Below are 20920 nucleotides of genomic sequence, written 5' to 3'. Positions count from 1 at the left end.
GCGAAAAAGGTCTGTCAGAACAAGGACAGGCCTTTCTCCATACAGATGGAGGTATGAAAATGGAGGTAAGATTTCTTACAGCAGGTGACCGTGCGGTATCTGTAGAGTTTGGAAAGACCATATGTCTTGAGACGAATGCAAAAGTACGTATGCTGGATGAGAACTTAAAAGAAGATCCGATCGAAGGTGTGATCGAGAACGTTCCGACTTATTGCGCATTGATCGTTCATTACCGCCCGGAAGTGATCCGGTATAAGGAACTTGTGGCGGAACTGGAAAAAAGAATTGGTAATATGCATGCTGCCGGAGATAGTAATAAGAAAAAAGTTGTAAAAGAAGTACCTGTATATTATGGCGGCGAGACAGGACCGGATCTGGAATACTGTGCAGAACTTGAGCACACAACGGTGGAAGAGATTATAAGGAAACATTCCGAGCATGAGTATTATGTATATATGCTTGGATTTGCACCGGGACATCCATATATGGCAAGATTTGATGAGCCATTTGGATTCAAAAGAAGAGAATCTCCGAGAGTAAAGATTCCTGCAAGATCAATCGTTGTCCAGCAGAATCTTTCGGACTTTATTCCGTTTGAACAGCCTTGTGGATGGAACATCATCGGAAGTACGCCGCTTAATATCTGTAACTTTGATAACGAGGATCCATTCCTGGTACATGCAGGAGACTGGGTAAAACATGTGCCGGTAACAAAGTCAGAATATGACAAGATCCGCAGGGATGTGGAAAAAGGAACATACAAGGTGAAGACATATACACCTGAAGGTAACGCATAGAATCGGAGGTCATGATATGGGAATAATAGTTGAAAATGGTGGAATCCTGACAACCGTACAGGATGAAGGAAGATTCGGATATCAGGCGTTTGGAGTGTCTACCTCAGGAGCAATGGATAATCATTCGTTCCATATTGCCAATATCTTAGTTGGAAATGATATGGGCGAAGGAGCACTGGAGATGACATTTATCGGACCAACGCTTAAGTTTACAAGTGATAATATTATCGCAGTAACGGGCGGGGATCTGACTCCGATGTTAGACGGCAGTGAATTCCCGATGTACCGGGCAGTGCTGGTAAAAGAAGGTCAGACACTTTCATTTGCAGGAGCAAGGAATGGATGCCGTGGTTACATTGCTTTTGCAGGTGGTCTTGATATTCCGGTTGTGATGGGAAGTAAGTCTACATTGCTTCGTAATCATCTCGGAGGAGTACAGGGACGTAAGCTTGAAAAAGGTGATGAGATTGGATTCGTCAGTGCAAAGACGACACTTCCGAAGATGGAAGAAAGAAAAGTACCGGCAAGCATATATCCTAAGAAAGAGATCGTTCTGCGTGTGATTCTTGGACCACAGGATGATGAATTTACAGAAGCCGGAGTAAAGAGCTTCTTCTGGAACAGTGGAGTGATCACAAATGAATTCGACCGTATGGGCTGCCGTATTGAGAGGGAGCCGATCGAACATATAGGAGACGGTAATATCAATACAGATGGTATCTCTGTCGGTTCTATCCAGGTGCCAACGAATGGAAAGCCGATCATCATGCTGGCGGACAGACAGAGCACCGGAGGATATGCCAAGATAGGAACAGTAATTTCCGTGGATCTTGCGAAGATCGCGCAGGCACAGCCGGGACAGAAGGTAAGATTTGTCAATGTAAGTCTGGATCTGGCCCAGGATCTCTACATCAGAGAACTGGAGTCAATGAAAGCACTGGATGAAAAGCTGAACGCATAAGCTGTAAGAGCAGATCTTTAAGATCAGACATGGAAATGAAATAAAAAACAATAAAACAAAATGCTAATAAAAAGAGAAAGGTGAGAGTCATTATGAAAATTGTAGTATTAGACGGTTACACAGAGAACCCTGGAGATTTAAGCTGGGATGCATTAAAAGAATTAGGAGAAGTAGAAGTATATGACAGAACTTCTTATGAAGAGTCACCACTGATCGCAGAGCGCATCGGAGATGCAGAGATCGTAGTCATCAACAAGACTCCAATCTCAAAAGAAACAATAGATAAATGCGGAAATATCAAACTGATCGCTGTTCTTGCAACAGGATACAATGTTGTTGATTATGTATATGCAAAAGAAAAAGGAATTCCTGTAGTAAATGTACCTACATATGGAACACAGATCGTAGGACAGTATGCACTTGGTCTTCTTCTTGAGATCTGTTCACACTACGGACACCACGATGAATGTGTAAAAGCCGGAAAATGGGAGAATAACCCGGACTGGTGCTTCTGGGATTATCCAATGATCGAGCTGTACGGTAAGACAGCCGGGATCATCGGACTTGGAAGAATCGGACAGGCTACAGCAAAGCTTCTTAATGCATTAGATATGGAAGTTATCGCATATGATGCGCATGAAAGCGAAGCAGGAAAGAAACTGGCAGAGTATGTATCATTGGATGAGTTATTCGCACGTTCCGACGTAATCTTCCTTCACTGCCCATTATTCCCAGCTACAGAAGGTATGATCAACAAAGAAAATATCGCTAAGATGAAAGACGGTGTAATCCTTATCAACAACAGCCGTGGACAGCTGGTTGTAGAACAGGATCTTGCAGATGCGCTGAACAGCGGCAAGGTATACGCAGCCGGACTTGACGTAGTATCTACAGAGCCGATCAAAGGTGACAATCCACTGTTAACAGCTAAGAACTGTATCATCACACCACATATCTCATGGGCAGCACAGGCATCCAGACAGAGAATCATGGATATTACAGTAGACAATATCAAATCATTTCTGGAAGGTAATACCGTAAACCAGGTAAACAAATAAGAGATTAATAAGGGGAGAACCCCTCACGGATTTATAAGTCTGTGAGGGGTTTTTTAGTACCATAGAGAGAACAGGTAGATTCTGAGTATAAAAAGAGAAGCCATCCATTCAGATGGCTTCCCGCTATTCAAAAGATGAGGGATGGGGGTATTTATTTCCCTTCTGCAATATCTTTTGTGATCTTTAAGAACTTGTCTACATCATCTCTGCCGTGGCAGTGAAGAGGTGATACACGGAGTGCTCCGTCAAGTCCCAGTGTTTCAACGATACGTTTAGAATACGGACTGCTCTTTACTCGTTCGAAAATGGTAACACCGTGTTCCATATATTTCTGTGCACAATCTGCATATTCAATGCCTTTGATACCCATAGCAATGATCAGATCTTTGTATGTAAGGTCTTCCATATCTACATATACTTCTACGCCAGGAATGTGACGAAGTCCAGGAACCTCTTCAGTTCCCTCTAACATACGGTAGAGAAGTCCTCTTTCCTGTAAATGGATTCTGTTCATACCTTCCACATAGAGTTCACGCTTGCTCATGCCTTCGGCTTTGTCTCCGAGGAAATGTTTTGCGATATCGCATACGTAGTCGATAACAGCCATCATAGCTGCAAAGTTACCAGGTGTAGGAGTTCCAAGCGCCCATACATCAGGAGCTTTGCATGTAAGTTTTCTGTGTGTCATGCTTGCGACACGGTCTGATACGTAACAATATCCACATCCACGTACACCGAAGAATTTATAAGGTGCGAAGTTGGATACATCTACGCCCCAGTCTTCTACATCGATGACTGCGTGTGGTGCATGCTGTACAGCATCACTTACGATATAGATGTCCGGATTGATCTCTTTGGCACGTCTTACGATTTCCTTGATATCCATGATATTTCCGGAAATGTTAGAAGCAGCCATGATACTTAACAGTACAGTGTCTTTATCTACATACTGCATGATTGTATCAGGATCAAGTCCTCCGGTTGTCTTGTTAGCAGGAACTTCACGGAATTCTCTTCCTGTCTGCTTACAATAGTATTCTACTGCATCGTGGGCAGATGGATGCTCCAGTGCGGAAGTAACTGCATTTTTACCCCATTTTACATTTTCCATAATGGTTCCGACAGCGTGGAACATTGTCTGGGAAGCGGACAGTTCTGTGATAAGAGCACCACTTTTCGCTCCGAAGATAACTTCCAGGATTTCCTTTGTTCCTTCGCTTACATAATAAGATAAGTCATACCCTTTTCCGCGGACACGCTCCGGACAGTCAGGATATTCTTCAAGGCTTGCTTTTGCTTCTACAGCAGCTCTTAATCTGAGAGATCCGCCAGAGTTCTCGAAGAAAAGTCTGTCTCCGTAATCTGGATCGGTATCGGCATAGCAAAATTGAGCTTTTAAGCTTTTTTGATATTCATCTGAAAATAATTCCCCATATTTAGTAGCCATAATTTTTCCTCCTTATTGGCTTCATTCATTTTGTTGATTTCATTATAACAATGATAAGGTAAAAATAGAAATGAATAATGTCGTTGTATAATATTAATGATTTTTATATTTAAAATATAGAAAGGATTGATATTTTATAGACAAATAATTAATTTTACTTACTTGTTCGTCCATGTTACATTGTAGGTAGTTCATAAATAAACGCGCGGTTTATGTTAAAAATTGGTAAAAACTAATGAAATGAAATAAGGAAAAGGAGTAAAAAGATGAGTAACGCAACGAAAAAACAGCCGATGTCGGTTGTAAAGAAAATGATGATCGCTCTTGTCGGCGGTTTGCTGGTGGGAATTGCTTTTCTTTTATTAAGAGAACAGTTGATCTCTTCTGGTAGTGAAGGAACATGGACGATGATCAATAAGATTTTGTTCCAGGACATTACAGCGGAAGACGGTGTTAAGGCAGTTGGTCTTTTCTATATTATAGGCCAGTTATTTATGAGAGGATTACAGCTTGCGATTGTACCACTTGTATTAGTATCCTTAAGCCTTGCGATGTGCAGTATTTCAAGTTCTACAAAGCTTGGAAGAATTGCAGGACGTACACTGATCGGATTCTTCCTGTTTTATGTATGTGGAGCATTCCTTGCAGGTATTGTAGCATATGCAGTAAAATCTGCAGGATTCTTTAACGTAACACTTCCAAGTGAAGCAGTCACGGATGCTGCAACACTGGATGCATTCAATCCACTTGCAACCATCGTAAATGCAGTACCATCCAATATCGGTGCAGCTTTCAGCAGCAATAACAGTATCCTGTCGGTCGTAGTAGTAGCGATTATCATGGGACTGTGTATGAATGCACTTGGGGAGAAAGCTGATCCACTGAAAAAAGTACTGGAAACTTTAAATGAGATTATTCAGTTATACCTTACATTTTTAATTAATAAAGTTGGCCCGCTTGCAATTTTCTGCCTGATCTCAAGAACATTTGCTATCTACGGAACAGAATATCTTGCACCGGCAGCAGCTTATATCGTAGCAGCAATGTTAACATTATTTGTACTGGTTGTTACACTTTATCCAATCGGTATCTGGGTAACAACAAGGATGAATCCAATTCAGTTCATCAAGAAAATCGCAAAAGTTGGTGTATTTGGATTCTCAACAAATTCATCTGCCGCATGTCTGCCGCTGAATACTAGAACATGTATCGATGAACTTGGATGTAGCGAAGAGATTACAAGCTTCGTATTACCAACAGGTATGACGATCAACATGAATGGAACAACGGTTATGCATATGTTCGCAGCAACTTTTATCGCAACAAGTGCAGGAATTGATGTAACACCTGCAAACCTTGTAACGATTGCATTCTTATCCATCTGTGCAGCTATGGGATGTCCTGCTATTCCAATCGCAGGCACAACACTGATCGTAACAATCCTTTCAGGACTTGGATGGACATCGGATGCATGTATGATCGCTTATGCATTAGTTGTAGCAATCAACCGTCCGGTAGAGATGGCACTTCTGCCACTGAACGTTATCGGAGATGCTACAGTTAACGTAATTGTAAATGCAAAAGAAAAAGAGCTGGATAAAGAAAAATATAATAGCTAAAGAGTGAATGACCGGGCGGACCGCTAACAGAATTATACGGCAGCCTGAAAAAATATAAGCAACGGATTAAAAGTCCGTTGCTTAAAAAATAATTACTAATTGACAGGAATTTAACGACTAGGAGGAAAAACATGGAAACATTTATGAAGATACTGGAGACCGTTCAGACATTTGTATGGGGGCCACCGACATTGATACTTTTAATGGGAACAGGATTATATTTTACATTTAAATTAAAAGGTCTGCAGATCTGTAAATTTCCAAGGGCATTGAGAAGTATTTTTGAAAAAGAAGAAGGTGCAGGAGATGTATCTCCATTTGCAACACTTTGTACGACGCTTGCGGCCGATATTGGAACCGGTAGTATTGTAGGTGTGGCAACGGCACTGAGAATCGGCGGACCTGGAGCGATGTTCTGGATGTGGGTGTCCGCACTTCTTGGAATGACGACAAAATATTCTGAAGCACTCCTGGCTGTAAAATTCCGTGTGAAAGATGAAAAAGGTGAGATTGCCGGCGGACCAATGTACTATATTCAGAATGGAATGGGTGAAAAGTTCAAATGGCTGGCAAAAATATTTGCCTTCTTTGGAGTTGTAACAGCACTTCTTGGATGTGGTACATTTCCACAGGTCAATGCGATTACTGAATCCGTACATGATTCGTTCCATATTCCAGTAATTGTGATTGGAGTTATCGTTACTATATTAACAGCAGTTGTAACACTTGGTGGTATTCAGGCTATTTCAAAAGTAGCACAGTTTGTCGTTCCATTTATGGCAATCTTCTTTATCGGTGGTTCTATGATTATCCTGATCGTGAATCATGCAGCTATTCCGGGAGCATTTGCAAGAATTTTCTCCTGTGCATTTTCAAAGCAGTCAGCACTTGGAGGTGCAGCCGGAACAGCAGTAATCTCATTCATGACTGCCATGAGAACCGGTGTGGCAAGAGGTGTGTATACGAATGAAGCTGGTCTTGGAAGTTCTCCGATTGTTGCGGCAGCAGCAAAGACAGATTCGTGTGTAAAACAGGGACTGATTTCTATGACGAGCGTATTCTTTACAACTATTATCACATGTTCCATGACCGGACTTGTTGTTATCTCAAGCGGACTGCTTGATAAGACGGACTTAAGTGGAAGCGTATTGGTTACAAAGGCATATAATGCCGGACTTCCATTCAATATCGGAATGTATCTGGTAGCGGTTGGAATTATATTCTTCTCATTTACCACAATTCTTGGTTGGAACTATTATGGGGAAAGATGTATTCTGTACCTGACCGGAAAGACAGGAAGCATTAAGATTTTCAAGATTGTATATATCATAGCAATCGCAACAGCTCCGTTCCTGACGCTGGAACCGATCTGGTTGATGGCAGATATTACCAATGCATTGATGATCATTCCGAACCTGATTGCATTACTTGGACTTAGAAAGGTTGTAATTAGTGAAACAAGGAAATTCTTCGACCGGGAAGAGCGTACGAAGGTGAATGTGCGTAGATCTGTGGTGGAGTAAAGGTTGAAATAAAAAAGTTTTGACATATTTATAAGATGATGTTAGTATAGTTATAGAAAAAGAGTGCTACCGATAGACGGTTAGCCCGATAATAGGTTAGTAAAAATAGTCGCTTAGTTTTACCAGACTGTGGGCGGCTATTTTTGTGTCTTATGATTATCCTTACCAATTGTGTATCCGATGCTGAAGCATGATAAGCCGAAACTAGCGATAGCTAAAAAATCCATAATACTCATTGACTTAGCCCTCCTTTACAGTAAATTCCCTTTCAGGGTTTTATGTAGTCAGAGGGTCACAGTCCCTCTGCTGAAGGACTAACCGCCTACCGTTTTGGTAGCACCCGTGATATGATTATAGCAATTAATTACAGAAAATACAATATATATTTATTTATTAATGAGTAACCAATTGAAGAGGTCTTCACTAAGGAAATGACAAATGACGGATACATGTATCTTGCACAGCTTTCTTATATAGACTTATAATAAAAGAAAAAGACCGAAAGGACTGGTACTATGAAACGTATTTTCTGGATCGTATTAGACAGTGCGGGCATCGGGGAAGCGCCGGATGCGGAAGCGTTCGGAGATGTTGGAAGCAATACCTGGAAGACCTGCTATGAGAGCGGAAAACTTCAGATTCCGAATATGGAAAGAATCGGTATCTATCAGATCGACGGGATGGATTATGCGGGAAGTTCTGTAACACCACAGGGAAGCTTTGCGAGAATGCAGGAATTGTCCTGCGGAAAAGATACAACAACCGGGCATTGGGAGATGGCGGGCATCGTGACACCGGATCCACTTCCGAAATTCCCGGAAGGATTTCCAAAAGAGTTCATAGAGGAATTCTCTAAGAGGACAGGGCGGAAGATTCTGTGCAATCTGCCGTATTCCGGAACACAGGTTATCCACGATTATGGGCAGGAGCATGAGAAGACGGGTGCCTTGATCGTGTATACATCGGCAGACAGCGTATGCCAGATTGCAGCGCATGAAGAGGTTGTTCCAGTGGAACAGCTGTATGAATACTGCAAGATTGCAAGGGAGATGCTGACGGGTGATCTTGGAGTTGGAAGAGTGATCGCAAGACCATTCACCGGAACCTGGCCGGATTATGAACGCACGATCAGACGTCATGATTTTTCACTTGCACCGCCAAGACAGACGGTATTGGATGCATTAAAAACAGAAGGAAAAGATGTGATCGGAGTTGGAAAAATCTATGACATCTTCGAAGGTCAGGGCGTGACAGAGACGCATCCGAATGAAGGAAATGAAAAGAACATGGAAAGGACGCTGGAAATCCAGAAAGAAGATTTTCACGGCCTTTGTTATGTGAATTTGGTAGACGGTGATATGATCTACGGGCATAGAAGAGATATTGACGGATATGCAGGAGCACTTACGAGATTCGATGAACAGCTGGGTGAGTTCCTTAAGCATATGAAAGAGGAAGATATGCTGATGATCACGGCAGATCATGGCTGTGATCCTGGATACACAGGAACCGATCATACCAGAGAGTATGTACCGTGTCTGATCTATGGAAATGAGATAAAAGCGGGGGTAAATCTGCACACCAGACATGGATTTGCAGACATGGCGGCAACGATTGCCGAGGCACTTGGAAGCAGTTACCGCGGTGACGGTGTGTCCTTCTTTGATGCTATCAGAAAGTGATATATTCAGCTCAAAAACACGTAAAAATTACAATTATCTACGTATTTATTACAATATGGTTAACAAGGAGCATTTTTTATAGTAAAGTATGAAAAACAATAACAAGGGCTCCAAAATCATGAGTGTATGAACAGATACACGCCAGTTATAAAAAAAGATATGAATAAAATATAACTTATCAGGAAGTCCGGTCATTGATCGGGCTTCTTGTCGTTTGGAGTTCAGGATATACAAGTGAATTGGCAAGAAGAGAGGTTACAGATGATAATTGTAAAAGAGTACAGAGGTCATATCCGCAACTGGAAGACATTGTGTGAAGCATTGAATATTGATACTTCACTTTCAAGAGAGGAAAGAGAAAGACAGATATTAATCCGCGCATATCAGAATTGGGGATATGATATGGCGAACCAGATGCAGGGGATGTTTGCATTTGCATTGTGGGATGAAGAAGAGGAGAAGTTGTTCTGTCTGAGGGATCATTTTGGAACGAAGCCGTTCTATTATTATATGACAGAAGGCGGGCAGTTATTATATGGAACGATGATCAGACAGATCATGGAACAGCCGGGATTTGTAAAAGAACTGAATGGGGAAATGTTACAGTTGTACCTGACACTTACTTATGTGGCCGGTGAAAATACATTTTTCAAAGGGGTCAGAAAGCTGATGCCGGGAAGATATCTGATCTGGCAGGATGGGAAACTTACGATTGAAAGGTACTGGAAGCCGGAGTTTCAGATGGATGAAAGTAAATCGCTGGAAGAATGGGCAGAGGAGATTCACAGTACTATCGAAGAAGTGATGCCGGAAGTAAAAGAAAAAGAAGAGCTGGCAGGAGCGTTCTTATCCGGCGGGGTGGATTCTTCGTATGTGCTTGCATTGTCGGATGTAGAGCAGTCAGCTTCCTGCGGATACGATGAGCCCCGCTTTGATGAGTCACCGCTTGCGAAAGAAACGGCGGATCTTCTTGGACGGGAAAATAACCGTTGCAGGATTACGCCGGAGGTGTATTTTGGAATTGTTCCGTGGGTCATGTATCATATGGAGCAGCCGCTTGGAGATGCATCGGCGATCGCATTTGCCATTGCATGCAGGGAAGTTGCAGAGCATATTGATATCTGCTATTCGGGAGAAGGTGTAGATGAATTTTTCGGCGGCTATAACATGTATCATAATGCGGAAAAATACGGTGAGAATCTGGATACGTTCTATGTGGGAAACACGAATATCATGAAGGAAGATGAGAAGAAGCGTATTCTGAAGCATTACAATCCAGATATCCGTCCGGTTGATCTTGTAGCCGGGATCTATAAAGAGGCAGAAGGAATGGACCCGCTTACGAAGATGTCGGATGTAGATATCCAGATCTGGCTGGAAGGGGATATTTATCTGAATGTAGATAAGATGAGCCGGGCTGCGGGAGTGGAGATACGTATGCCATTTACCGATTGCAGGATCTTTGATATCGCATCAAGGATGCCGGCCCGTTATAAGGTAAATGATGGACAGAACAAAGTCGCATTCCGCACGGCGGCGGCAAAAGTTCTGCCGGAGGAGGTTGCATTCCGTAGAAAATTAGGATTCATTGTTCCGATACGCATATGGATGGCAGATGAAAGATACAATGCGGATATACGTGAAAAATTCCAGAGTGCGGGCGCAGAAAAATTCTTTCATCTTGAGGGGATACAGGCAATATTTGATGAATATGTGAATGGAAAATCAGATAACTGGCGGAAGGTGTGGACGATCTATACATTTCTTGTGTGGTATGAGGAGTATTTTGTGAAGCGGTAAAGTGTGTGAACGGTAACATGATATCAGAACTTGTGTCAGGGGAAGAGAAAGATTTATAATAAAAGAAAACATTAAAAAGGACTGATATTATGAATCTACCACCATATAAAAAAATCGACATGGAATCATGGCCAAGACGGGAACATTACCACTATTATACGGACATATTAAAAGTCAATTACAGCATGACGGCACGTCTGGATGTTACAAGATTAAGAGCAGAATGTGACAGGCTTGGCGTACATTTTTACGCCGCATTTATCTGGTGTGCATCGAATGTTGTGAACCGTCTGGAATTTATGAAAATGATGACAGATGCAGAAGGGCATCCGGGCGTGTGGGATGTGGTGCATCCGAACTACACCATTTTCCATAAAGACGATCATACATTTTCCGATTGCTGGAGTGAATATAATCCGGAGTTTGCGACGTTCTATGACAACATAGAAAAGGATATGGATGCAGCAAAGAAAGTAAGAGGTGTAAAGGCAAAAGCAGGACAGCCGGCGAACTTCTACTGTATCTCCTGTGTACCGTGGATGGATTATACGGGATATGCAACGTCCTCTGCATCCGACCGGGTAGTGCTGTTCCCAATCATAGCATTCGGAAAATATACGGAGCATGACGGACGGCTGACGTTACCATTGACGCTGTCTATCGCACATGCGGCGATGGATGGGTGGCATACTTCGGAGTTTTTCAGGGAGATGCAGGTGGAGCTTGATGGGGTAGAGCTTGGGTAGGAAATGTATTTACACAGGGATTTATCAGTACAGGATTCGAAAAAGCATTATTTACTAAGAGCTGTTATGAAATTTTGTGTTATCAATATCTTTAAATGAAAAGTGATTGAAATAAAATATTATTTGCATACTTATAATAAAAGGATATGAGTGTTAAGGATAAATTTTGCTATTCATATTACAAAAGATATAAAAATAATGTTTTTGGATTATGATTTGCAGAAAAAATGCAAATTAGATTGACAAAACATTAAAAAAGGGTAACATGAATATAGATAAACAGGAGAGGTGTCAAAGATGTTATTAGAATTTAAATGTTCAAATCATAAATCCATCAAAGAGAAAGTGAGTTTTTCTATGATTGCAGGAAGTGATAATACATCTGAAGAACTTTTGAAAGAATTCGGAAATTTTAGGGTTTTACGGTCTGCAATTATATATGGAGCAAACGGATCTGGAAAAAGTAATTTTATCAATGCTCTGGCATTTATGTGTGATTTGGTTAATAACAGTATTAATCATCAGCCTGGACAGGAGGTTTTTCAGGCGCGTCATAAATTGAGTACCATGGAGACTCCGAGTGAGTACAATATTCAGTTTGTAAGAAACGATATCAGATATGCCTATGGATTTTCGGTAAAGAAAAATGTAATCTCTGATGAATATCTGTACTATTTTCCAAAAGGAAGACAGGTGAAGATTTTTGAACGGAAGGAAATGGAATTAAAACCTGGAGACAGATATAAAAACGCATTTGATGTAAGTATCAGTATCTTAAAAAATAACAGATTATTCTTATCATGTGCAGCTAATTATAGCAATGTTAAAGAAGTAGAAGAAGCATTTTTGTTTTTTAACAAGGATATAGTTGTGTACAATCCGGAAATTAACAATTGGACAGAATATTCCATTGAGCTGATGCAGAAAAATGATATGATCAAAAAAGCATTTGTAGATATTTTACAGGCATTGGGAACAGGGATTAAAGATGTAAAAGTAAAACTTGAAAAAGTGAAATTAGCAGATTTGCCACAAGAGCTGCAGATACCAGATGCACTAAAGACACTGATAGGAAGTCAAGAAGGAAATAGAATAGAAGCAAAAGTAGTATATGATCAATTCGAGGTTGATTTGATGTCAGAGGAGTCGGCGGGAGTAAAACGTTTATTTCAGATGATTTGTTCAATCATTGACATTTTAAATCAGGGAAAGATACTTATATGTGATGAGCTGGAAAATAGCTTACATGAATCTGTGATTTTCCAGATTGTACAATTATTCCAGCATTATGGGAAGGATAAATTTGCACAATTAATATTTTCAACGCATGATACAAGCTTATTAGATTCTGATTTGTTCAGAAGAGATCAGGTATGGTTTACACAATTAAATGAAGAACGTGCAACGGATTTGTATTCTCTTGTTGAGATTAAAAATGTACGTAAAACTGAAAATTTGAAAAAAGGATATGTATCTGGAAAATATGGTGCTATACCGATGCTTAATAGAAAATTCTTTCAGGAATTGGAAGAGGGGATTGGGAAGTAAGGAAGGTGTTGGGTGGAAGAAAGAAATCTTGATCTGATGATAAGAAATGAGGATACGAGAGAAAAATTTCATACGGAAGTTGTAAGATTTGAATTGGATCAAATTATGCAGCATTTTACAGAGTCTATACAGGCTATCTATACACAATTTGAGGTGGCCGATGAATTGATTGCATATGGAAAGATTAAAGAAGGAGAAAATATATGGCGTGCACAGATTATATTTTTAACCAGTGCATTTGATTTTTATATGCATGAATTAACAAAATATGGATTATGTGAAATATATGATGAAAACTGGGAGAGAACAGAAAAATATTCGAATCTTCAAGTGGGGATGAAAACAATAGAGATAGCATTAAAATCTGGAGAGACATTGATTGGTTCCTTGAGTATATCAATGATTATTATAAAGCAATTACGATGGTTTCATATGAGTCTGTAAAAGATCAGTTGAATCTATTAGGAATTGACTTGAAAAATGTTGCTGATAGAGCATTTTACAACAGGGGAGAAAGAGAAAAGACAAGAGATAAATTAAGAAGACGATTGAATGAATTATTCAGTAGAAGAAATATTATTGCACATCAGTCGGATCGGGCGCACGCAGACGCACAGGTAAAGAATATTACAAAAGAGATTGTACAAGATTTTATGGATGATATTCAAAGAATTGTGAATTCGATAAATGAAGAAGTGATGAATAAGTAGTTTCACTTTGGATAAAATAAAAATATTGGAAATAGAAAACGGGCAGTAGTGTTCATTATATGGACACCACTGTTCGTTTAATAATATTCATTTTTCAACTTATTCGCATAATAATACACAAACTCCGTAATAGTAGGCACCCCTTTTTCAGAATTAATCTTTGCAGTATAGAATTTCAGAAGATCATCGATTGGTGCAGTGCGCCAGGTTTTGGCGATTGCGTTTTGCATAGCGCGCTGGATGCTGGATTCTGTCTTGCCGTGTGTCTAGGCAAGCTTTGTACATATATTCCGGGGCGGTGTGTGCATCACGAGGTATATGGCATCTGTCAGATACTGGTATCCTTTTACTTTCGGATTGATTCCGATCTGGTCTAATTCCAGGTGGATCCGGCGGATCATATGCCGGTCAGCTTCCAGAGAAGCTTTGGTAGATTTTGTAGATCCAGTAGTCCCGGTGGTTTTCGTGGAATCTGACGGAATCATCTGGGTGGACGCTGTGCCGGAAGCCATATAGTTATCAAGGATTACCTTTTTCAGCATTTGTAAAAATGAAAGTACTGTGTCCGCCGAGTAATCCGCCTGATGTTTATAAAAGATGTAGTCAGCACCGGCGTGTCTGGCAGCGTCGTAGGTAATCTGGCTTGAATTGTTGGTGGTAACGATGATGTAAGGTCTTTTGGACGGACAGTGATCCTTTAATGCATATAAGAATGCCAGACCGCTTCCGGCACCATTATGCAGTTCAAGATCCAGAATTACAGCATGTGGCAGCCGCTCATGGACAAGTGCCACGGCTTCCGTTGAATTATCGGTAGCACCGGTAAATGTAATATCGTCAAAAGTGTCTGCACAGGCAATCATTTCCTTTGAAGCCTGCTTATCGTCTTCTACGAGTAGAAGGGTAAGTTCGGTTTTGATTGTCATCACCTTCCTGTAATATTAAGCTCATTTGGTTGTTAAAGAATCTATTTATTTTAAAAACATCCGCAACATTTTACTCTTAAGCCGGTTATACTTCTGATACCGTACCGGCAGATCCATCCAGGTCTTTTTATCCACGATGCTGCGGTAATGGATGAATTCATCGAATCCGGCTTTGCCGTGATAGCCGCCCATTCCGCTTTCGCCTACGCCGCCGAATGGCATGGCGCTGGTTGCCAGGTGGATGATGGTATCGTTGATGCAGCCGCCTCCGAAGTGGCAGTGGTCCAATACTTTTTTCTGAGCGGCTTTGTCTTCGCTGAAGAAGTAAAGAGCCAGTGGATGTGGGTGTTCTTCCACCATCTGGATTGCTTCGTCCAGTGAATCATAGGTCAGGATTGGAAGGACAGGTCCGAAGATTTCCTCTCCCATAACGGCATCATCCCATGTGACATCTTTCATAACGGTTGGAGAGATGCGAAGTACCTTGGCATCAGACTGTCCGCCGATGATAACTTTATCGGTATCGATGAGTCCGTGTATACGCTGGAAATGTTTCCGGTTGATGATCTTTCCGTAATTAGGATTATCAAGCGGGTGCTTTCCGAACTGGCGCCGGATCTCTGACTGGATGGCGTCGATCAGCTGATCGCGGACGGATTTGTCACAGAGTACATAATCCGGTGCGACGCAGGTTTGTCCACAGTTTAGATATTTGCCAAAGACGATACGTCTTGCGGCAAGAGGGATCTTGGCTGTGGTATCTACGATGCAAGGACTTTTCCCGCCAAGCTCCAGTGTGACTGGTGTCAGATATTCGGCAGCGTGTCTTAATACTTCACGTCCTACGGTTTTACCGCCGGTGAAGAAGATCTTGTCAAAGCGCTGATTTAACAAGGCTTTGTTTTCCTCGCGTCCGCCGGTTACGATTGCGACATATTCATCGGAAAAGCATTCTTCAATGATTTCCTGCATGACACGTCCGGTGGCAGGGGCATAAGCGCTTGGCTTTACGATGGCGGTGTTGCCTGCTGCCAGTGCATCAATCAGAGGCTCCAGTGTCAGTAAGACCGGATAATTCCACGGACTCATGATCAATACCGTTCCGTAAGGGGAAGGCGAGCGGAAGCTCCTGGCGGCGAACTGGGCAAGCGGTGTTGGAACACGCTGCTCTTTGGTGAGCTTTCGGATATGCTTTAACATCCAGCTAAGCTCGGAGAGTGTAAGACCGACCTCACACATGTAGCTTTCGGTCTCGCTTTTTCCAAGGTCTGCTTTTAACGCCAGATTAAGGTCTGGTTCGTGACGGATGATAGAGTCTTTTAATTTATGAAGTTGTTCGATTCGAAAATCAGCAGGCATGGTCTGTCCTGTCTGGAAAAATCTATGCTGCTTTTCCAGGATGTTCTGAATTTCCTGTTCTGTCATGTTCGATTACCTCCTGTACAAGATGATACATCTGTTCCAGTTTGTCAGGTCCCCAGAGAGCCGGCACCGGATAGAGCGGGTTGGCTTCCTGATCTGCATAACGTGCAAGCTTTGGAATATCTTCATCACGGATTCCGGAAAGGGTCTCCGGGATATTCATGGATCTGTTCATGCTGCAGATATGCTGGATGAAGCTTTCGGCAGCAGCTGCATCGGATGAAGAATCCGAGATGCCGGTGATTCTTGCAAGCTGTGCCAGTTTTTTATGAGCAGCAGTTCCGTAAGCTTCTAATACGATTGGAAGCAGTACGGAATTCGCAAGTCCGTGCGGGATACCATAGCATCCACCGAGACTGTGAGCGACTGCGTGGATGTATCCTACATAGCTTTTGGTAAATGCGGTTCCGGCCAGATAAGATGCTCTTAGCATATTTTTTCTTGCAGTTTTATCATTTCCATTTTTATAAGCATTCTGTAGATTGTCAAATATAAGCTGGATCGCTTCGATGGATGCGGCGCGGGTCTGCTTTGTAGTCGAGCGGCCGATATAGGCTTCGATGGCGTGCGTCAGTGCATCCATACCTGTGGTTGCAGTCAGCTGTGGCGGAAGTCCGTAGGTGACGGATGGCTCCAGCACTGCATAGTCTGGAATCAGATTAAAATCATTGATTGCGTATTTGTGATGCGTGTCAGCATCGGTGATGACAGCTGCGAGTGTTGTCTCGCTTCCGGTTCCGGCGGTTGTTGGCACTGCGATCAGCAGTGGAAGCTTGTGCCAGATCTTTAGGATACCTTCCATCTTAGCCAGGGATTTCTTGGGTCTGGCGAGTCTTGCGCCGACTGCCTTGGCACAGTCCATAGAAGAACCGCCGCCAAATGCGAGAAGGGCCTGGCATCCGTTTTCGAGATAAAGATCTTTTGCTTCTTCCACATTAGCGGAAGTTGGATTGGCAACTGTATCTTTATATATTGTACAGGATATTTCAGATTTTAAAAGTTCTTTTTGCAAAGGTTTGGTAAGTCCAAGCTTGTATACGCCCGGATCGGTAACCAGCATAATGTGTGAGATGTGGTGTTGCTTTAATACGGCCGGGACATTTTTGAATCCATCGATCAGTTCCGGTTCGCGGTATGGCAGAACCGGGAGTGCGATGCGAAAACAGGTTTGAAAAATGCGGCAGTATATTTTCTTGAATAGATTCATAAGTGACCTCCATAATGTAATGTTTAGATATATGATAAGAATGCAGGAAAAACCGTGATAATTGGCGGTGAATCCCCGCAAATCCTGTGTTAGAATAAAACTGGGTGTAACACCCATGTCAAGATGACTGAAAGTAAGAACAGACGAAAAATACCAATAAAATACGACACACTCTAGAAATATGAAGCATTTTGCAGATAATAGAGTAACAGCCAGAAAGTAATGAAAAGGAGATAAGACTTATGCGGGAAAAAGACGAATATTGTATCACAGCCGGTGAATTTGCGAAGATCTGTCAGACGACCAGGGATACACTCCGGTATTATGAACGTCAGGGGATCCTGGTGCCGAAGAAGAATCCGGTGAATGGGTATCATTATTACAGCTATACACAGATCAGTTCCTACTATTTTATAAGGACATTCCGAGGTCTGGATTGTTCGGTTGGAGATATCAGGGAATATCTGCTCGGTGGGGAAGAGATAAGATTCGATGAATTTGTAGAGCAGCAGTATGAGAAGCTTCTATATATGAGAAAAGAACTGGATCAGAAGATCGGAACGATTGCAGGTACAAGAAAGATACTGGATCAGATCCGTATCGCAGATGTAGGAACTCCGGTCATCCGTAAAATAGAGGAACCATTATCGCTGGTGTGCACGACAGTAGAATCGGCACCGGCATTGTCTTTTGATGAGATTGAGACGGATATCAGAGAACATTTAAAACTGTGTAAATGTTCCGGGATCCAGGCATTTCCGATGGGAGCGGCAATGAATAAGGATGCATTTATGGATGGAGATTATACTTATAAAAATGTATTCAGTATTACGGAATCAGAACATATGAAAATGACTGGTGATGGCATGGTAGATATGGAAGAGCAGGATCAATGGTTGGACAGACAACAGATGCATATATGTAATATGAAGTCCGGGGATTATCTGGTCGCAGTCTGCAGGGAAAGTGACGGGGATATAAAAGCGGTATATGAGGCGATAAAATCAGTATTAAAAAGAGAGCAAAGAGAACTGATCTCAGATGTATATAGCCTGAGTATTGTAAATGTAATTGATCCGCATGAAGAGAAAAAATATCTGAAATATTTGTTTGCGGCGGTATCAGGAAAAGAAAAAAGGACACGAGGCTAATCCTCGTGTCCCTGCAAGATTAATTTCATCTTATCCTTCTCCATCTGCATCCAGTAGTCTTTGCGGTCTTCGAATTCCTGGGTGATCCATTCGAGAGATTCGCTCAGACCGTCTTCTGTAAATGGAAAGTCTTTTAATGTCTTTTTCTCTTCGGAAGTCTTCTCAAAGCACCATGGCTCCGGGTAGACCCAGGTATGTATGACATCATCTTCAGCGCGCATGAAGAACCGCATTCCGTGATGAGAACCGGAGAAAGGTTCTTTTTTTAATACTTTTATAGAAAGTCCGATAATTTTGATCATATGTTTTGTCCTCCTGATAATTAAGATTTCATGTTTGTGATATTCAGAGCATGAAATGCGAAGCAATCCGTGTATCATAGTATTATTATAGAATCTATCATATCATGATTTTCGGTTCTGTAGGACAAAATATGACTCATAATCCAAATACCATAATCTCAATGTAACTGAAGAAAGATGCTTATTCATGCGCTTCTTCCGTTAATTTCTTATAATACAGAATCAGATCCGCGGCCTGTTCATAAGAAAGATGAGTGGTATCAATGGAGAGATTATAATATTTTGACTGTCCCCATTCTTCTCCTGTGAATTCCCGACGGAAGGAGCTGCGTTTTTCATCAATTTCTTCGATCTTGTGTCTTGCTTTTAAGCGGCTGTTGATGTGATCCCTTGCCATGACACTTGCGATACGGGTCTCCATGTCAGCGTGGACGAAGACGCTGAATGCATTTTCCTGGCCACGTGTCAGATAACCGGCGCAGCGTCCCATAATGATACATGGTTTTTCGGCTGCAATCTCTTCCACCAGTTCGAATGGAAATGGCTGTTTTTTCTTAGGTCTTGAGTAATTAAGGGCGATGGAATAGAGGAGACTGTTCATCGGCTCTTCGTCAAGATATTCCTGTATCTCGCCTTCGAGTCCACGTTCTTTTGCAATTGCAACAAAGCGGTCTTTATCGTAGAATTCATATCCGGTACGTTTTGCGAGGATCTGACCGATGGCATGACCGCCGCTTCCGTATTCACGTCCGATACAGATAATTGTTTTTTCCATAATCTTATGCCTCCCATTATTGATATAGTCTGGTTACGGTTCACTGGTAGGAATTTTCTGAACTGAAAATTCCGTATGATACCGAACAAAGTCTGAAAACTTTATATTGTTATGGCGCCGGATTGGTTATAGCGGCGCCGGAATATTTTAATATAACTGATAGAAGATTGTAGCACCGACAACTGTAATAAGGCCGGATACAGCGATGGACAAACTACTCATTGCACCTTCGATCTCACCCATTTCCATGGCTTTTGCAGTTCCCATGGCATGGGAAGCTGTACCGATGGCGAGACCTTTGGCAATTGGATGTTTGACGCCGCAGAGCTTACAGATCACATCAGCGAACATATTTCCGATGATACCGGTAATAACGATGGCTGCAACTGTGATCGTCACGATACCGCCAAGTTCTTCGGAGATACCCATTCCGATGGCTGTTGTGATGGATTTTGGAAGCAGTGTTGCGTAGATCTTCTTATCCAGATGGAACAACATGCTGAATACCCACACACCGGCAAGACTTGTGAATACTCCGGAGATAATACCGGCGAGGATTGCTTTCATATTTTTCTTAAGCAGATCCATCTGCTGATACAGCGGAATTGCAAGGCAGACGGTGGATGGTGTCAGCAGGTAGCTTAAGACCTGTGAGCCGTCTTCATATACTTCATATTGAATATTGGTGACTTTTAAAATAATAATAACAAATATAATAGAGATCAGCAGTGGATTGCACAGTGCAAGCTTCGTCTTCTGTCTTAGAAGGATGCCAAGCTCATATCCGATCAGGCTGATCGCCAAGCAGAAAAATGTGGAATCCTGTAATAATTTACTCATGTTTCTTGTCCTCTTTCTTTAGTATGAATTGTGTGATGCGTCCACTGACGCCCATTACGAGAATGGTTGTAACGACAATGATAATACTTACCGGAACAAGAACCGGTTTTAGTGCACCCCAGGAGACCATAAGGCCGACTCCGGCAGGAATGAACAGCATAGGCATGATCTCGATGAGAAACCCACCAGCTTCATTGACTGCTTTTAATGGAAGTATTCCAGTCTGCAGACCGATCAACATAAGGATGAGACCGTAAATGCTGGCCGGAACCGGGAGTGGCAGTAATGCATGCAGCATTTCACCGGCGAATGAGATCGCCAGGATAATCATAAATTGTTTTACGAATTTCATAATTTCCTCCCAATAATTTCTATGTACGTTCAGCGTCTTCCGGTACTTGTCTTT

20 protein-coding genes and 1 pseudogene are annotated in these 20920 nt (G+C 41.9%); 12 read left to right on the top strand and 9 right to left on the bottom strand.

Going from position 1 to position 20920, the window contains the following annotated elements:
* Window positions 1-59: 59 nt before the first annotated feature.
* The 3 genes from pxpB to ACWJAF_RS06025 all read left to right on the top strand — a co-directional run bounded on the left by pxpB (window position 60) and on the right by ACWJAF_RS06025 (window position 2816).
* The gene (gene pxpB / locus ACWJAF_RS06035) at window positions 60-797 is read left to right on the top strand and encodes a 5-oxoprolinase subunit PxpB (RefSeq protein WP_448862845.1); all 738 of its coding nucleotides are present in this window, start codon (window positions 60-62) and stop codon (window positions 795-797) included.
* Window positions 798-813: 16 nt separating this feature from the next.
* Window positions 814-1758: a 5-oxoprolinase subunit C family protein gene (locus tag ACWJAF_RS06030; RefSeq protein ID WP_296093184.1), complete on the top strand. Its 945-nt coding sequence runs from the start codon at window positions 814-816 to the stop codon at window positions 1756-1758.
* 92 nt (window positions 1759-1850) lie between these two features.
* Entirely contained in the window at window positions 1851-2816 is a 966-nt protein-coding gene (locus ACWJAF_RS06025) for a D-2-hydroxyacid dehydrogenase (RefSeq protein WP_448862843.1), read from the top strand.
* Between the two features lie 151 nt (window positions 2817-2967).
* On the opposite strand, the gene ACWJAF_RS06020 is transcribed toward ACWJAF_RS06025, so the two are convergent.
* Window positions 2968-4263: an aminotransferase class V-fold PLP-dependent enzyme gene (locus ACWJAF_RS06020; RefSeq protein WP_448862842.1), complete on the bottom strand. Its 1296-nt coding sequence runs from the start codon at window positions 4261-4263 to the stop codon at window positions 2968-2970.
* Between the two features lie 266 nt (window positions 4264-4529).
* Between ACWJAF_RS06020 and ACWJAF_RS06015 the strand changes: the two genes are divergently transcribed.
* From ACWJAF_RS06015 to ACWJAF_RS05980, 8 genes are all read left to right on the top strand, one after another.
* Window positions 4530-5882 carry a dicarboxylate/amino acid:cation symporter gene (locus ACWJAF_RS06015; RefSeq protein ID WP_448862840.1) on the top strand — a complete coding sequence of 451 codons (1353 nt, stop codon included), beginning with the start codon at window positions 4530-4532 and terminating at the stop codon, window positions 5880-5882.
* A 131-nt stretch (window positions 5883-6013) separates the two neighbouring features.
* Window positions 6014-7405 (top strand): alanine/glycine:cation symporter family protein, encoded by a 1392-nt coding sequence (locus ACWJAF_RS06010; RefSeq protein WP_448862838.1) that lies wholly within the window; start codon window positions 6014-6016, stop codon window positions 7403-7405.
* Window positions 7406-7920: 515 nt separating this feature from the next.
* Window positions 7921-9087, top strand: coding sequence for a phosphopentomutase (locus ACWJAF_RS06005; RefSeq protein WP_448862837.1), 1167 nt, complete (start codon window positions 7921-7923; stop codon window positions 9085-9087).
* Between the two features lie 261 nt (window positions 9088-9348).
* The gene (gene asnB, locus ACWJAF_RS06000) at window positions 9349-10887 is read left to right on the top strand and encodes an asparagine synthase (glutamine-hydrolyzing) (protein ID WP_448862835.1); all 1539 of its coding nucleotides are present in this window, start codon (window positions 9349-9351) and stop codon (window positions 10885-10887) included.
* Window positions 10888-10976: 89 nt separating this feature from the next.
* Window positions 10977-11633, top strand: a complete 657-nt coding sequence (locus ACWJAF_RS05995) for a CatA-like O-acetyltransferase (protein ID WP_448862833.1) — start codon at window positions 10977-10979, stop codon at window positions 11631-11633.
* 297 nt (window positions 11634-11930) lie between these two features.
* Window positions 11931-13181, top strand: a complete 1251-nt coding sequence (locus tag ACWJAF_RS05990) for an AAA family ATPase (RefSeq protein ID WP_448862831.1) — start codon at window positions 11931-11933, stop codon at window positions 13179-13181.
* 12 nt (window positions 13182-13193) lie between these two features.
* Entirely contained in the window at window positions 13194-13625 is a 432-nt protein-coding gene (locus ACWJAF_RS05985; protein WP_448862829.1) for a hypothetical protein, read from the top strand.
* A complete protein-coding gene (locus ACWJAF_RS05980; RefSeq protein ID WP_448862827.1) occupies window positions 13604-13891 on the top strand; it encodes a HEPN domain-containing protein in 288 nt (95 codons plus the stop codon). The genes ACWJAF_RS05985 and ACWJAF_RS05980 overlap by 22 nt, the downstream gene beginning before the upstream one ends.
* 77 nt (window positions 13892-13968) lie before the next feature.
* On the opposite strand, the pseudogene ACWJAF_RS05975 reads toward ACWJAF_RS05980, so the two are convergent.
* From ACWJAF_RS05975 to ACWJAF_RS05960, 4 genes and pseudogenes are all read right to left on the bottom strand, one after another.
* Window positions 13969-14142: pseudogene (locus ACWJAF_RS05975) on the bottom strand (sporulation initiation factor Spo0A C-terminal domain-containing protein); the annotation flags it as partial.
* A gap of 15 nt (window positions 14143-14157) precedes the next feature.
* The gene (locus tag ACWJAF_RS05970) at window positions 14158-14817 is read right to left on the bottom strand and encodes a response regulator (protein WP_448862825.1); all 660 of its coding nucleotides are present in this window, start codon (window positions 14815-14817) and stop codon (window positions 14158-14160) included.
* Between the two features lie 45 nt (window positions 14818-14862).
* A complete protein-coding gene (locus ACWJAF_RS05965; RefSeq protein WP_448862823.1) occupies window positions 14863-16242 on the bottom strand; it encodes an aldehyde dehydrogenase in 1380 nt (459 codons plus the stop codon).
* Complete coding sequence (locus ACWJAF_RS05960; RefSeq protein WP_448862821.1) at window positions 16199-17446, bottom strand: iron-containing alcohol dehydrogenase; 1248 nt, start codon at window positions 17444-17446, stop codon at window positions 16199-16201. The genes ACWJAF_RS05965 and ACWJAF_RS05960 overlap by 44 nt, the downstream gene beginning before the upstream one ends.
* A gap of 242 nt (window positions 17447-17688) precedes the next feature.
* Between ACWJAF_RS05960 and ACWJAF_RS05955 the strand changes: the two genes are divergently transcribed.
* On the top strand, window positions 17689-18597 hold the full coding sequence (locus ACWJAF_RS05955; RefSeq protein WP_448862819.1) for a MerR family transcriptional regulator: 909 nt from the start codon (window positions 17689-17691) through the stop codon (window positions 18595-18597).
* Here the strand turns inward: ACWJAF_RS05955 and ACWJAF_RS05950 are convergent.
* From ACWJAF_RS05950 to ACWJAF_RS05935, 4 genes are all read right to left on the bottom strand, one after another.
* Window positions 18594-18899: a GNAT family acetyltransferase gene (locus ACWJAF_RS05950; RefSeq protein WP_448862817.1), complete on the bottom strand. Its 306-nt coding sequence runs from the start codon at window positions 18897-18899 to the stop codon at window positions 18594-18596. The genes ACWJAF_RS05955 and ACWJAF_RS05950 overlap by 4 nt on opposite strands.
* Before the next feature lie 181 nt (window positions 18900-19080).
* Window positions 19081-19674: a cytidylate kinase-like family protein gene (locus ACWJAF_RS05945; protein WP_448862815.1), complete on the bottom strand. Its 594-nt coding sequence runs from the start codon at window positions 19672-19674 to the stop codon at window positions 19081-19083.
* Between the two features lie 147 nt (window positions 19675-19821).
* Window positions 19822-20514 (bottom strand): LrgB family protein, encoded by a 693-nt coding sequence (locus ACWJAF_RS05940; protein WP_296030717.1) that lies wholly within the window; start codon window positions 20512-20514, stop codon window positions 19822-19824.
* Entirely contained in the window at window positions 20507-20866 is a 360-nt protein-coding gene (locus ACWJAF_RS05935; RefSeq protein WP_448862813.1) for a CidA/LrgA family protein, read from the bottom strand. The genes ACWJAF_RS05940 and ACWJAF_RS05935 overlap by 8 nt, the downstream gene beginning before the upstream one ends.
* Between the last annotated feature and the right edge of the window lie 54 nt (window positions 20867-20920).

The organism is Dorea sp. (assembly GCF_977044405.1).
Note: the sequence above shows the minus strand (reverse complement) of the source record. Positions and strands in the feature narration are given on the sequence as shown.